Here is a 12,786-nt window from a genome sequence, read left to right on the forward strand (position 1 = left end):
CGCCATGTGGCGCTCGCTGCGGCCCATCGGCCGCAGCGGCGCCTCCGGCGGCTACCGCCGCTACGCCTGGACCGGCGCCGACGCCGACTGCCGCCTGTGGTTCCAGGCGCAGGCCGAGGCGCGCGGCCTCGACCACGAGGTCGACCGCAACGGCAACCAGTGGGCCTGGCTGGGCGATCCGCTCGCCGGGGACGCCGTGGTCACCGGCTCCCACCTCGACTCCGTGCCCGACGGCGGCGCCTTCGACGGCCCCCTCGGCGTGGTGTCCTCCTTCGCGGCCCTGGACGAACTCCGCCGCAGGGGAGCGGTGTTCACCAAGCCCTTCGCCATCACCAACTTCGGCGACGAGGAGGGGGCCCGCTTCGGGCTCGCCTGCGTCGGCTCCCGGCTCGCCGCCGGGCAGCTGACCACCGAGCACGCGCACGGGCTCCGCGACGGGGACGGGGTCTCGCTCCCGCAGGCCATGGAGGCCGCCGGGTACGACCCCGACGCCATCGGCCCCGACCCCGAACGCCTCGCCCGGATCGGTGCGTTCGTCGAGCTCCATGTGGAGCAGGGGCGCGCCCTCGACCTGAGCGGCGACCCGGTCGGGGTCGCCTCCGCCATCTGGCCGCACGGCCGCTGGCGGTTCGACTTCCGGGGCGAGGCCAACCACGCCGGTACGACCCGCCTCGCCGACCGCCGCGACCCGATGCTGACGTACGCCGAGACCGTGCTCGCGGCCCGGCGCGAGGCGGAGCTCGCCGGGGGCCTCGCGACCTTCGGGAAGATCGCCGTGGAGCCGAACGGGGTCAACGCCATCCCCTCCCTGGTGCGGGGCTGGCTCGACTCACGGGCCGCCGACCAGGAGACGCTCGACGCGGTCGTCGACGGCGTCGAGCGGGCCGCGCGGGAGTACGCCGAGCGGGCCGGCATCGCTCTCGACGTCGTACGCGAGTCGTTCACACCCGTGGTCGACTTCCAGCACGCGCTGCGGGACGAGATCCGCCGGGTGCTGGAGAAGCGGCGCGCCGAGGGCCCGGACGCCGGTGGGGGCGCGGTGCCCCTGCTCGGCACGGGGGCCGGACACGACGCGGGTATTTTGTCCGCTTCCGTGCCGACCGCCATGCTGTTCGTACGGAACCCCACCGGGATCTCGCACTCACCCGCCGAGCACGCCACGGAGGACGACTGCGTGGCCGGGGTGGGGGCACTCGCCGACGTACTGGAAGGTCTCGCGTGCAGCTGACAACGCAACCGACGGGCACACCGGTCACCGCGACGTACTGGATGTCGCACGCCTGGCTCGGCACCCACGTCGAGCCGGGAGTCCTCCTGGACGTGGCCGACGGGCGCATCGCCGGTGTCCGGACCGGCATCGACGCACCGCCGCCCGGCGCCACCGTGCTGGAGGGGCTGACCGTCCCCGGGCTCGCGAACACCCACTCGCACGCCTTCCACCGCGCGCTGCGCTCCACCGTCCAGGTGGGCACCGGCACCTTCTGGACCTGGCGCGACCTGATGTACCGCACGGCCTCCCGCCTCACCCCCGACACCTATTACGACCTGGCCCGTGCCGCGTACGCCGAGATGGCGCTCGCCGGGATCACCGCGGTCGGCGAATTCCACTACCTGCACCACGCGCCGGGCGGCACGCCCTACGACGAGCCGAACGCCATGGGCGAGGCGCTCATCGCCGCGGCGGCCGAGGCGGGCATCCGCATCACCCTGCTCGACACCGCCTATCTCGCCGCCGGGTTCGGCGAGAAGCCGAGCCGGCACCAGCTGCGCTTCTCCGACACCACCGCCGACGCCTGGGCCGAACGGGCCTCCCTCCTCAAGGGCGACGGCGACATGGTGGTGATCGGCGCCGCGATCCACTCCGTACGCGCCGTGCCGGCGGGGCAGCTGTCCACCGTCGCCGGCTGGGCCCAGGAGCGGGGCGTCCCGCTGCACGTCCATCTCTCCGAGCAGACCGCGGAGAACGACGCCTGCCTCGCCGCCCATCGCCGCACCCCCACCCGGCTCCTCGCCGACCACGGGGTCCTCGGCCCGCACACGACCGCCGTCCACAGCACGCACCTCACGGCCGAGGACATCGAGCTGCTGGGCTCCTCCCGGACGGGCACCTGCATGTGCCCCACGACCGAACGCGACCTGGCCGACGGCATCGGCCCCGCCGCCGCGCTCCAGAGCGCGGGCTCCCCCCTCTCGCTGGGCAGCGACAGCCACGCCGTGATCGACCTCTTCGAGGAGGCCCGGGCGATGGAGCTGAACGAACGGCTGCGCACCCATGTACGCGGCCACTGGACGGCGGCGGCCCTGCTCAGGGCGGCCTCCGCCGACGGCCACGCCGCGCTCGGCCGCCCGGACGCCGGCGTGCTCGAACCGGGCGCGCGGGCCGACCTCGCCACCGTCGCGCTGGACTCCGTCAGAACAGCGGGGCCGGTGCCGCGGATGGCAGCCGAAGCAGCCGTATTCGCCGCCACGGCCGCAGACGTGCGGCACACCGTGGTGGCGGGCCGGCACATCGTCCGGGACGGCCGGCACACACGGATCGAGGACGTGCCCGGAGCGCTCGCCTCGGCCGTGGCCGCGCTGTACGCGTGAGAGCCCGGCCCAACCCCGCACCGTGAACCCGCGTCCGGCCCGGGCCCGCGCCCGGGCCGGAAGACCCACCCGGGCCCGCGCCCGGGCCAGAAGAAAGCTGTGTCCGGATGACGACGACCACGACGACCGCCATCACCCACATCGCGAACCTGGTCACCAACGACCCCTCCCTCGGAGACGGGACCCCCCTGGGCCTGATCCAGGACGCGGCCGTCGTCATCGACGGCGACCGCATCGTGTGGACCGGTGAATCCAGCAAAGCACCCGCCACCGACAACGCCGTCGACGCGGGCGGCCGGGCGGTGATCCCCGGCTTCGTGGACTCCCACTCCCACCTGGTGTTCGCCGGGGACCGCACCGCCGAGTTCAACGCCCGTATGTCGGGCCGCCCCTACTCCGCGGGCGGCATCCGCACCACCGTGGCCGCCACCCGTGCCGCCTCCGACGAGGAGCTCTCCGCCAACGTCGCGCGCTATCTCGCGGAGGCGCTCCGGCAGGGCACCACCACCTTCGAGACCAAGTCCGGCTACGGCCTCACCGTCGAGGACGAGGCGCGCTCCCTGCGCGTCGCGGCCGCCCACACCGACGAGGTCACCTTCCTCGGCGCCCACATCGTGTCCCCCGACTTCGCCGACGACCCCGCGGGCTACGTGGACCTCGTCACCGGGCCGATGCTGGACGCCTGCGCCCCGTACGCCCGTTGGATCGACGTCTTCTGCGAGCGCGGCGCCTTCGACGAGGACCAGGCGCGCGCGATCCTCACCGCCGGAGCGGCCAGGGGCCTGCACCCCCGCGTCCACGCCAACCAGCTGGGCCACGGCCCCGGGGTGCGGCTCGCCGTCGAACTGGACGCGGCCTCCGCCGACCACTGCACCCACCTCGACGACGCCGACCTCGACGCGCTCGGCCAGGGGAACACCGTCGCCACCCTGCTCCCCGGCGCCGAGTTCTCCACCCGCGCGCAGTGGCCCGACGCCCGCCGCATCCTCGGCGCGGGTGCCACGGTCGCCCTCTCCACGGACTGCAACCCGGGCTCCTCGTTCACCTCCTCCATGCCGTTCTGCGTCGCCCTCGCCGTACGGGACATGGGCATGACCCCCGACGAGGCGCTCTGGTCGGCGACCGCCGGCGGGGCCGCGGCGCTGCGCCGCACCGACATCGGCCGCGTCACGCCGGGCGCCCGTGCCGACCTCGTGATGCTGGACGCGCCGAGCCATGTCCACCTCGCCTACCGGCCGGGCGTCCCGCTGGTCCACGCCGTGTGGCGGGCCGGGAAGCGCGCCGTCTGACGGTCGGGCGCGTGGTCGGGCCCGGGGATCCGGGCGGACCATGCGGAAGGACCCGCCCGTCGTGCCGGGCAGGTCCTTCCGCAATGCCGTACCTGTGGTGCGAATGACGCGGGGTCACTCCTCCACGGTCAGGCCCTTCCTGAGCTTGACGAGCGTCCTGGAGAGCAGCCGGGACACGTGCATCTGCGAGATGCCGAGCTCCTCGCCGATCTCCGACTGCGTCATGTTGGAGACGAACCGCATGGAGAGGATCGTCCGGTCGCGCAGCGGGAGCGACGCGATGAGCGGCTTGAGGGACTCGACGTACTCGATGCCTTCGAGGCCGTTGTCCTCGTAGCCGATGCGGTCGGCGAGCGCGCCGTCGTTGCCGTCGCCGTGGTCCTCGGGCTTGGCGTCCAGCGAGCTCGCGGTGTACGCGTTGCTCGCGGCCATGCCCTCGACGACCTCGTCCCTGCCGATGCCGAGGCGCTCGGCGAGTTCGGCGACCGTGGGGGCGCGGTCCAGCTTCTGGGCCAGTTCGTCGCCCGCCTTGGCCAGGTCGAGCCGCAGCTCCTGGAGCCGGCGCGGGACGCGCACGGACCAGCTGGTGTCACGGAAGAAGCGCTTGATCTCGCCGACGATGGTCGGCATCGCGAACGTCGGGAACTCGACGCCCCTGCTGAGCTCGAAGCGGTCGATCGCCTTGATCAGGCCGATGGTGCCGACCTGGACGATGTCCTCCATGGGCTCGCTGCGGGAGCGGAACCGGGCGGCGGCGAACTTGACCAGGGCCAGATTCAGTTCGACGAGGGTGTTGCGTACGTACGCGTACTCGTGGGTGCCCTCCTCGAGGGCTTCGAGCCGCGCGAAGAGCGTCTTCGACAGGGCCCTGGCGTCCAGCGCGCCGACTTCGGCGTAGTGCGGGATCTCGGGAAGCCCCTCGAGACCCTCGAACTCCTCGCCCGGGATGTGGTCGTCGGCGGTCAGGCCGGTGGTGGTGCCGGTGCTGGTACGCGGGCCGGGTACGGCGCTCGCGGCAGCGGAGTCGGAATCGGTCGGTCCCTGAGGACATGCCGACGTCGCGATGTGGGTACGCGATACGTCGAGCCGGGGTGACATGGTTCTCCTCCATCGTTCTCGGCATATGGCTGCCGATGCCCATACGTCTTCCTGCGGTGAAGCGGCGCCTCCGAAGCCGATCGAAATGATGCGTGCGGTTGTCTCTTCTACCCATACCGGTTTCCAGCCGCGAGTTACAAGCGCCAAATGCTCCTATATGTCCGGTTTGTTGAGTTCTTCGACTACCGTGTGGCGAGGGAAACGCGTAATGTTTTACGCACGTCGGGGGCCAGCCACGATGAAGCCGCGTACACAGGGACGTGGGTAGTGACGGACGGCGAAGAGGGACAGTCAATGGACCGCGGGACGGTCGGCAGTGCGAACCGGGGTCGACTGAGTGTCGAGGTCCGGACCGAGGGGCTGAGCGAGGTCGTGACGCCGGTGGGTGAGCTCGATCACCACACCGCCGATCTGCTTCGGGAGCCGCTGGAGAGCGCGGTCGCGCAAGGGCGTACACGCCTGGTCGTCGACTGTTCGAGGCTCGACTTCTGTGACTCCACCGGGCTCAACGTGCTGCTCGGTGCGCGTCTGAAGGCCGAGGCCGCCGGAGGAGGGGTCCACCTGGCCGGAATGCAGCCCGTGGTGGCCCGTGTCTTCGAGATCACGGGTGCGGAGGCGGTCTTCACCGTCCACGCCTCGCTCGCAGACGCTCTGAGCGGCTGACAGCGGCGTCCACCATGCGCATCCCCGGCTCCGGGAACCCCCGCTGTCGCACGAGTCACGCTCATGGCGTAGGCGAAAAGGGTGTTGTCACCATTCGGCCGGGCAGGAGACATCCCGTCGGGGTCATGGAACCCGCACACTCTGTATCTGATCAGTTCTGTTCGTTGGCAACACGGTGAATCGGTGAGGTGAAGCGCTGATGAGCACCACCCGGCAGCATCCGCCGGGCGGCCTCGGCCGCGAGCCGGACGGCACGGGCACCGCCTCTGCCGTACCCGCTGACCGGCAGTGGCGCACGCTCTCGCTGAGACAGGCCACCGGCATCGTGCCGATGGCCCGCGACTTCGCCCGGCAGGCGCTCCACGACTGGGGCTGGCTGCCCGCGTCGAGCGCGGACCGGCGGGCGGCGGCCGAGGACGTCCTCCTGGTCGTCTCCGAGCTCGTCACGAACGCCTGCCTGCACGCGGACGGTCCCGAGGAGCTCCGTATCGCCCACTCGCCCAAGGTGCTCCGGGTCGAGGTCGTCGACGCCGGGGCGGGGCAGCCGGCGCCGCGCACCCCGCACCGCGCGGGGCGGCCCGGCGGGCACGGCATGTTCATCGTGCAGCGGCTCTGCCTGGACTGGGGCGTGACGCGTACGCCGGAACAGCCGGGCAAGACCGTCTGGGCGGAGCTCGCCGCCCCCGCGTAGCCCGCGCGTCCCGTACGAGCGGCCGCGCGAGCCATGCGTCCCGTACGAACGGCTGAGGGCCCGCACCGATCACGATCGGTGCGGGCCCTCAGCCGTGTGCGGGCGGGGTCCGGGTCAGTGGACGTCGCCCATGAGGCCCTTGACCTTGCTGCGGTAGGCGAAGATCGCGAGACCCGCGACGACCGCGAGCGCGGCCTGGAGCGCGACCACGCCGTTGCCGTTGAGGCCGACGCCCGCGATGGACAGCAGACCCGTGACGCAGTCACCGGCGGTCACGGCCAGGAACCAGACACCCATCATCTGGCTGGCGTACTTCGCCGGGGCCATCTTGGTGGTGACCGAGAGGCCCACCGGGGAGAGCGTCAGTTCGGCGACGGTCTGCACGAAGTAGATCGCGACCAGCCACATCGCGGCGGCCTTGTGGCCGTCGCCCGCGATGGCCAGGGGCGCCAGGAAGAGGAAGAACGACGCACCGATCAGCACCAGGCCGGAGCTGAACTTCACGATCGTGCTGGGCTCCTTGCCCCGCCGGTTCAGCGCCAGCCAGAAGGCGGCGAAGACCGGGGCCAGCGCCATGATCAGGACCGGGTTGACCGACTGGTACCAGGAGACCGGGAAGGCCCAGCCGAGGACCGAGTTCTCCGCCGAGGAGTCGGCGAAGATGGCCAGGGTGGAGCCACCCTGGTCGTAGATCATCCAGAAGATGGCGGCGGCCACGAAGAACCAGATGTAGCCGGACACCTTCTTCTGCTCGGACTCGCTGAGCTCCTTGTCGCGCTTGATGCGCGCCAGGACCATCACGGGGATGACCAGACCGGCGATCGTGATCGGGACCAGCAGCCAGTTCAGCGTGTAGACGCCGGTGACGACCGTGCCGATGTAGAAGACGGCGGCGACGCCGAGCCAGATCATCGACTTGCGCAGCGTGGAGGCGCGCTCGTCGGCGGAGAGCGGCTTCGGCACGAGGTGGCTGCGCTGGTCCAGGTGGCGGGTGCCGAGCAGGAACTGGGCGACGCCGAGGCCCATGCCGACCGCGGCCAGGGCGAAGCCCAGGTGCCAGTTGACGCTCTCGCCGACCGTGCCGATCACCAGCGGGGCGGCGAAGGAGCCCAGGTTGATGCCGATGTAGAAGATCGTGAAGCCACCGTCACGGCGCGGGTCGTCCGGGCCGTCGTAGAGGTGGCCGACCATCGTGGAGATGTTCGACTTCAGCAGCCCGGAGCCGATGGCGACCAGGCCGAGACCGGCGAAGAAGGTGCCCTCCGACGGCAGTGCCAGCGTCAGGTGGCCGAGCATGATCACGCCGCCCGCGATGGCGACGGTCTTGCGGGGGCCCCAGACGCGGTCGCCGAACCAGCCGCCCGGCATGGCGAGCAGGTACACCAGCGACAGGTAGACCGAGTAGATCGCCGTGGCCGTGGCGGGGTTCATGTGAAGCCCGTTGGGAGCGATCAGGTAGAGCGGGAGAAGGGCGCGCATGCCGTAGTAGCTGAAACGCTCCCACATCTCCGTCATGAAGAGAGTGGCCAGGCCGCGGGGGTGGCCGAAGAAGGTCTTCTCCGAACCAGGAGTACTGGCCGAGTCCTTCGTCAGGCTGGACGCCATGGTCGATCCTTGCTGGTCGGGACGCGTCGCCTCGTGAGCGGTACGCGCCCGGTGGGGGGTAGCCGGCACCGGGCGGACAGGCCCCACCCCTGACGCCTCGAGGGGATCCGATCCGGCCACCGCTCCATGAGGAGCGCGGGGGCGGGATCGTGGGACAGACCGCTCCGGGATCCACGCCCGGCACGCGTCCTCGCGCTCCGGGCCCGGCTCACAGGTCATTCACTGATCGGGGCCGGCGGGAACCGGCCCGTACACAAAAGTGACCCTTGGCGCTAAAAGCTGCCCAAAGGTCCTTCGGCGGTGCAACAGGCGTCGAGCAACCATACGACATGACACGCGGGGATATGAAAGGACTTGAGACATGGATCACAGGTCTCCGTGGAACCACGGTCCCATATTCGAAGGAGGATGCCCGATTCGTGGCCCTGACCCGCAGGGCCTCCCCAGTGCCTCACCCCGGCGGGCCTGCGCGGACTACCATCACTGCATGACCCGTGTACTGCTCGCCGAGGACGACGCATCCATCTCGGAGCCACTGGCTCGCGCCCTGCGTCGTGAGGGTTACGAGGTCGAGGTCCGCGAGGACGGTCCGACCGCCCTGGACGCCGGCCTCCAGGGAGGCGTCGACCTGGTCGTCCTCGACCTGGGGCTGCCCGGCATGGACGGCCTGGAGGTCGCCAGGCGGCTGCGGGCCGACGGCCACGCCGTACCGATCCTCGTGCTCACCGCCCGGGCCGACGAGGTCGACACGGTGGTCGGGCTGGACGCCGGGGCCGACGACTACGTCACCAAGCCGTTCCGCCTCGCCGAGCTCCTCGCCCGGGTCCGCGCCCTGCTGCGCCGCGGCGCCACCGAGCCCGCCCCGCAGCCCGCCACCCACGGCGTCAGGATCGACGTCGAGTCCCACCGTGCGTGGATGGGCGACGAGGAACTCCAGCTCACCGCCAAGGAGTTCGACCTGCTGCGGGTCCTCGTCAGGGACGCCGGCCGGGTCGTCACCCGCGACCAGCTGATGCGCGAGGTCTGGGACACCACCTGGTGGTCCTCGACCAAGACCCTCGACATGCACATCTCCTGGCTCCGCAAGAAGCTCGGCGACGACGCGGCCAATCCGCGCTACATCGCCACCGTCCGGGGCGTCGGCTTCCGGTTCGAGAAGAGCTGACGTACAGAACAGTCATGCGCCGCCGACTGATCAACTCCACGCTCGCCGTGGTGCTCGTGGTGATCGCCGTCTTCGGCGTCTCCCTCGTCATCGTCGAGACCCGCACCATCAGCAACAGCGCCCAGGAGAGCGTCGACTCCGAGGCGTTCCGGCTGATCAGCGTCGTCGAGAGCCGGCTGCTCGGCGCCGAGCGGATCACGCCCCAGGTGCTCGCCGAACAGGTGGACCCCAGCCGCTACGCCCGTGTCGAGATCCCCGGCCGCTCCCCGATCGAGGTCGGCGAGCGCCCCACGGACGGCAACGCCATCCGCAGCACCGAGACGGGGGAGCAGGGCGAGAAGGTCACCGTCGAGGAGGACCGCTCGACCGTGACCCGCGAGGTCGGCCGGACCCTGCTGATCATCGGAGCGGTGGCGCTGCTCGCCATCATCTCCGCCGTCCTCCTCGCCGTACGCCAGGCCGACCGGCTCACCTCCCCGCTCACCGACCTCGCCGAGACCGCCGAGCGCCTCGGATCGGGCGACCCGCGCCCCCGGCACAAGCGGTACGGGGTGACGGAGCTGGACCGGGTCGCCGACGTCCTGGACTCCTCCGCCGAGCGGATCGCCCGGATGCTGACCGCGGAGCGGCGCCTCGCGGCGGACGCCTCGCACCAGCTCCGTACGCCGCTGACCGCTCTCTCCATGCGGATCGAGGAGATCTCCGTCACCGACGACCCGGACACGGTGAAGGAGGAGGCGAACATCGCGCTCACCCAGGTCGAGCGGCTCACCGACGTGGTGCAGCGGCTGCTGACCAACGCCCGTGACCCGCGTACCGGCTCCGCCGTCGTCTTCGACCTCGACGAGGTCGTCAAGCAGCAGATCGAGGAGTGGCGCCCCGCCTACCGCAGCGCCGGCCGGGCCGTCGTCTGCTCGGGCAAGCAGGGTCTGGAGGCCGTGGGCACCCCCGGCGCCGTCGCCCAGGTGCTCGCCGCCCTGATCGAGAACTCGCTGATGCACGGCGGCGGCACGGTCGCGCTGCGCACGCGCGTCACCGGCAACCAGGTCGTCGTCGAGGTCACGGACGAGGGCCCCGGCGTCCCGCCCGACCTCGGGGCGCGGATCTTCGAGCGGACCATCAGCGGCCGCAACTCCACCGGGATCGGCCTCGCCGTGGCCCGGGACCTCGCCGAGGCCGACGGCGGCCGGCTGGAGCTGCTCCAGCAGCAGCCGCCGGTCTTCGCCCTCTTCCTGAGCCGGGTCGCGCCGAGCCGCAAGGAATCCGTACGCCCGGTGCGCTGAGCGCTCCCGGCCGCCCGTACCGCCGCCGTCAGCGGGGGACGGGGCCGGGGGTCACCTCGTCGGAGGGTCGTCGCTGCTCCAGAAATCGTTCCGCGTCGAGCACGGCCTCCTTGGCCGGCAGCGCCCTGAACACCCAGGTGCGGTAGGACCAGAAGCGGAACAGCGTGGCGATCCCGATGCCGAGGATCTTGAAGACGTTGCTCTGGACCGGGCTGTTCCACCCGAAGCCGTACGTCGCCAGGTACAGCACGCCCGTCTCGATCACCGCGCCGACGGCGCTGAACAGCAGGAACAGCATCAGTTCCCTGGTCCGGCCCGTCTTGTCGCGGTCCCGGTAGGTCCAGTAGCGGAAGCCGACGTAGTTGAAGAGGATGGCGACGACGGTCCCCATCAGACCGGCCCGCACCACCGGAATGTCCGTGGTGCGCCAGATCAGATTGGAGACGACGATGTTCACGACCAGCCCGAGTGCGCCCACAGCGCCGAACTTGGCGACCTCCCGGGCCAGCAGATCAAGCCGGGTCCGCAGCGCGCCCCGTTCGCTCATGGTGATCGCTCAGCCCCGTCCGGTCGGTTTCGTCAACCCGGCCATGCTAACCAGCCCTCCCGTGTGATGCCCGCGAGCCGCCTTACGCCCGCATGACGAGGCGTCCTTCCCGGAGGCGGCAGGGGCCCGCCCGGAGAGGGTGGGGGAGGCCCGCGTACGGCCCGATACCCTGGAGGCGTGACGTTCCCTGTAGTCGGCATGGTCGGCGGCGGCCAGCTCGCCCGTATGACCCACGAGGCGGGCATCCCCCTCGGCCTGAAATTCAAGCTCCTCAGTGACACACCCCAGGACTCGGCCGCCCAGGTGGTCGGCGAGGTCGTCGTCGGCGACTACCGCGACCTGGAGACGCTGCGCGCCTTCGCCCGCGGCTGCGATGTGATCACCTTCGACCACGAGCACGTGCCGACCGAGCACCTGCGGGCCCTGGAGGCGGACGGCATCCCCGTACGCCCCGGTCCCGACGCCCTCGTGCACGCCCAGGACAAGGGGGTGATGCGCGCCAAGCTCACGGAGATCGGCGCGCCCTGCCCCCGCCACCGCATCGTCGCGGACCCGGCGGACGCCGCGGCCTTCGCCGACGAGGTGGGCGGCTTCCCCGTCATCCTCAAGACGGTCCGCGGCGGGTACGACGGCAAGGGCGTCTGGGTGGTCCGCTCCGAGGCGGACGCCGCGGAGCCCTTCCGGGCCGGTGTCCCGGTGCTCGCCGAGGAGAAGGTCGACTTCGTACGGGAGCTGGCGGCCAACATCGTCCGCTCGCCGCACGGCCAGGCCGTCGCGTACCCGGTCGTGGAGTCCATCCAGGTCGACGGGGTCTGCGACACCGTCATCGCCCCGGCTCCCGGCCTGGACGAGCGCCTGGCGGGCGAGGCCCAGCAGCTCGCGCTGCGGATCGCCGCCGAGCTGGGCGTGGTCGGCCACCTCGCGGTCGAGCTCTTCGAGACCCGCGACGGTCACATCCTCGTCAACGAACTGGCCATGCGCCCGCACAACTCCGGGCACTGGACCCAGGACGGCGCGGTCACCTCGCAGTTCGCCAACCATGTGCGCGCGGTCCTGGACCTCCCGCTCGGCGACCCGCGCCCGCGCGCCACCTGGACGGTCATGTCCAACGTCCTCGGCGGCGACTACCCGGACATGTACCAGGCGTACCTGCACTGCATGGCCCGCGACCCGCAGCTCAAGATCCACATGTACGGCAAGGACGTGAAGCCCGGCCGCAAGGTGGGCCACGTCAACACCTACGGCGACGATCTGGCGGACGTGCGGGAGCGCGCCCGGCACGCGGCCGACTACCTGCGAGGAACGATCACCGAATGACCGCACCAGGCTCCGCCCCCGTCGTCGGCATCGTCATGGGCTCCGACTCCGACTGGCCCGTGATGGAAGCGGCCGCCAAGGCCCTCGACGAGTTCGAGATCCCCTACGAGGTCGACGTCGTCTCCGCCCACCGCATGCCGCACGAGATGATCGCGTACGGCGAGAGGGCCGCCGACCGCGGTCTCAAGGCGATCATCGCGGGGGCGGGCGGGGCGGCCCACCTGCCGGGGATGCTCGCCTCCGTCACGCCGCTGCCGGTGATCGGCGTCCCGGTCCCGCTGAAGTACCTCGACGGCATGGACAGCCTGCTCTCCATCGTCCAGATGCCGGCGGGGGTCCCCGTCGCCACGGTCTCCGTCGGCGGCGCCCGTAACGCCGGTCTGCTGGCCGCCCGGATCCTCGCCGCCCACGACGGCGCGCTGCTGGAGCGGATGAAGGACTTCCAGCAGGAGCTCAAGGAGCAGGCCACGGAGAAGGGCAAGCGGCTGCGGGCCAAGACCCAGGGCGCGGACTCCTTCGGCTTCGGGAAGTAGGCGGTG

The 12,786-nt window shown here is 71.4% G+C and carries 12 protein-coding genes; 9 read left to right on the top strand and 3 right to left on the bottom strand.

Translation table 11 applies throughout. The annotated features are described in order from the left end of the window. Positions 1 to 4 precede the first annotated feature (4 nt). The 3 genes from ACZ607_RS31260 to hutI all read left to right on the top strand — a co-directional run bounded on the left by ACZ607_RS31260 (position 5) and on the right by hutI (position 3,878). A complete protein-coding gene (locus tag ACZ607_RS31260) occupies positions 5 to 1,228 on the top strand; it encodes an allantoate amidohydrolase (protein WP_469740459.1) in 1,224 nt (407 codons plus the stop codon). Then, positions 1,219 to 2,589, top strand: coding sequence for a formimidoylglutamate deiminase (locus tag ACZ607_RS31265; protein ID WP_469740336.1), 1,371 nt, complete (start codon positions 1,219 to 1,221; stop codon positions 2,587 to 2,589). The genes ACZ607_RS31260 and ACZ607_RS31265 overlap by 10 nt, the downstream gene beginning before the upstream one ends. A 107-nt stretch (positions 2,590 to 2,696) precedes the next feature. Further along, positions 2,697 to 3,878: an imidazolonepropionase gene (gene hutI, locus ACZ607_RS31270; RefSeq protein ID WP_469740340.1), complete on the top strand. Its 1,182-nt coding sequence runs from the start codon at positions 2,697 to 2,699 to the stop codon at positions 3,876 to 3,878. Positions 3,879 to 3,992: 114 nt separating this feature from the next. Here hutI and ACZ607_RS31275 read toward each other — a convergent pair whose 3' ends face one another. Next, positions 3,993 to 4,976, bottom strand: coding sequence for an RNA polymerase sigma factor SigF (locus tag ACZ607_RS31275; protein WP_469740342.1), 984 nt, complete (start codon positions 4,974 to 4,976; stop codon positions 3,993 to 3,995). Between the two features lie 294 nt (positions 4,977 to 5,270). Here ACZ607_RS31275 and ACZ607_RS31280 point away from each other — a divergent pair, with 294 nt between their 5' ends. Next, positions 5,271 to 5,639, top strand: coding sequence for an STAS domain-containing protein (locus tag ACZ607_RS31280; RefSeq protein WP_469740345.1), 369 nt, complete (start codon positions 5,271 to 5,273; stop codon positions 5,637 to 5,639). A gap of 199 nt (positions 5,640 to 5,838) precedes the next feature. Next, positions 5,839 to 6,330: an ATP-binding protein gene (locus ACZ607_RS31285; protein WP_469740347.1), complete on the top strand. Its 492-nt coding sequence runs from the start codon at positions 5,839 to 5,841 to the stop codon at positions 6,328 to 6,330. A gap of 114 nt (positions 6,331 to 6,444) precedes the next feature. On the opposite strand, the gene ACZ607_RS31290 is transcribed toward ACZ607_RS31285, so the two are convergent. After that, complete coding sequence (locus tag ACZ607_RS31290) at positions 6,445 to 7,935, bottom strand: oligopeptide:H+ symporter (RefSeq protein ID WP_469740349.1); 1,491 nt, start codon at positions 7,933 to 7,935, stop codon at positions 6,445 to 6,447. Positions 7,936 to 8,422: 487 nt separating this feature from the next. Between ACZ607_RS31290 and ACZ607_RS31295 the strand changes: the two genes are divergently transcribed. Together ACZ607_RS31295 and ACZ607_RS31300 are read left to right on the top strand one after the other, a co-directional pair. Then, positions 8,423 to 9,100 (top strand): response regulator transcription factor, encoded by a 678-nt coding sequence (locus tag ACZ607_RS31295; RefSeq protein ID WP_031098784.1) that lies wholly within the window; start codon positions 8,423 to 8,425, stop codon positions 9,098 to 9,100. A 14-nt stretch (positions 9,101 to 9,114) separates the two neighbouring features. Beyond that, the gene (locus tag ACZ607_RS31300; RefSeq protein WP_469740352.1) at positions 9,115 to 10,383 is read left to right on the top strand and encodes an ATP-binding protein; all 1,269 of its coding nucleotides are present in this window, start codon (positions 9,115 to 9,117) and stop codon (positions 10,381 to 10,383) included. Between the two features lie 28 nt (positions 10,384 to 10,411). On the opposite strand, the gene ACZ607_RS31305 is transcribed toward ACZ607_RS31300, so the two are convergent. Continuing rightward, a complete protein-coding gene (locus ACZ607_RS31305) occupies positions 10,412 to 10,930 on the bottom strand; it encodes a GtrA family protein (protein ID WP_469740354.1) in 519 nt (172 codons plus the stop codon). 177 nt (positions 10,931 to 11,107) lie between these two features. Between ACZ607_RS31305 and ACZ607_RS31310 the strand changes: the two genes are divergently transcribed. Next, positions 11,108 to 12,247 carry a 5-(carboxyamino)imidazole ribonucleotide synthase gene (locus ACZ607_RS31310; RefSeq protein ID WP_469740356.1) on the top strand — a complete coding sequence of 380 codons (1,140 nt, stop codon included), beginning with the start codon at positions 11,108 to 11,110 and terminating at the stop codon, positions 12,245 to 12,247. Beyond that, complete coding sequence (gene purE / locus ACZ607_RS31315; RefSeq protein WP_469740358.1) at positions 12,244 to 12,780, top strand: 5-(carboxyamino)imidazole ribonucleotide mutase; 537 nt, start codon at positions 12,244 to 12,246, stop codon at positions 12,778 to 12,780. The genes ACZ607_RS31310 and purE overlap by 4 nt, the downstream gene beginning before the upstream one ends. The last annotated feature ends 6 nt before the right edge of the window (positions 12,781 to 12,786 follow it).

This window comes from Streptomyces sp. NPDC104381, from assembly GCF_055583745.1.

Excerpts from the sequence above, each read along its gene's own strand:
- ACZ607_RS31290 (WP_469740349.1), bottom strand. The coding sequence starts at position 7,935 with ATGGCGTCCAGCCTGACGAAGGACTCGGCCAGTACTCCTGGTTCGGAG.
- ACZ607_RS31280 (WP_469740345.1), top strand. The coding sequence starts at position 5,271 with ATGGACCGCGGGACGGTCGGCAGTGCGAACCGGGGTCGACTGAGTGTC.
- hutI (WP_469740340.1), top strand. The coding sequence starts at position 2,697 with ATGACGACGACCACGACGACCGCCATCACCCACATCGCGAACCTGGTC.
- ACZ607_RS31305 (WP_469740354.1), bottom strand. The coding sequence starts at position 10,930 with ATGAGCGAACGGGGCGCGCTGCGGACCCGGCTTGATCTGCTGGCCCGG.
- purE (WP_469740358.1), top strand. The coding sequence starts at position 12,244 with ATGACCGCACCAGGCTCCGCCCCCGTCGTCGGCATCGTCATGGGCTCC.
- ACZ607_RS31260 (WP_469740459.1), top strand. The coding sequence starts at position 5 with ATGTGGCGCTCGCTGCGGCCCATCGGCCGCAGCGGCGCCTCCGGCGGC.
- ACZ607_RS31285 (WP_469740347.1), top strand. The coding sequence starts at position 5,839 with ATGAGCACCACCCGGCAGCATCCGCCGGGCGGCCTCGGCCGCGAGCCG.
- ACZ607_RS31275 (WP_469740342.1), bottom strand. The coding sequence starts at position 4,976 with ATGTCACCCCGGCTCGACGTATCGCGTACCCACATCGCGACGTCGGCA.
- ACZ607_RS31295 (WP_031098784.1), top strand. The coding sequence starts at position 8,423 with ATGACCCGTGTACTGCTCGCCGAGGACGACGCATCCATCTCGGAGCCA.
- ACZ607_RS31300 (WP_469740352.1), top strand. The coding sequence starts at position 9,115 with ATGCGCCGCCGACTGATCAACTCCACGCTCGCCGTGGTGCTCGTGGTG.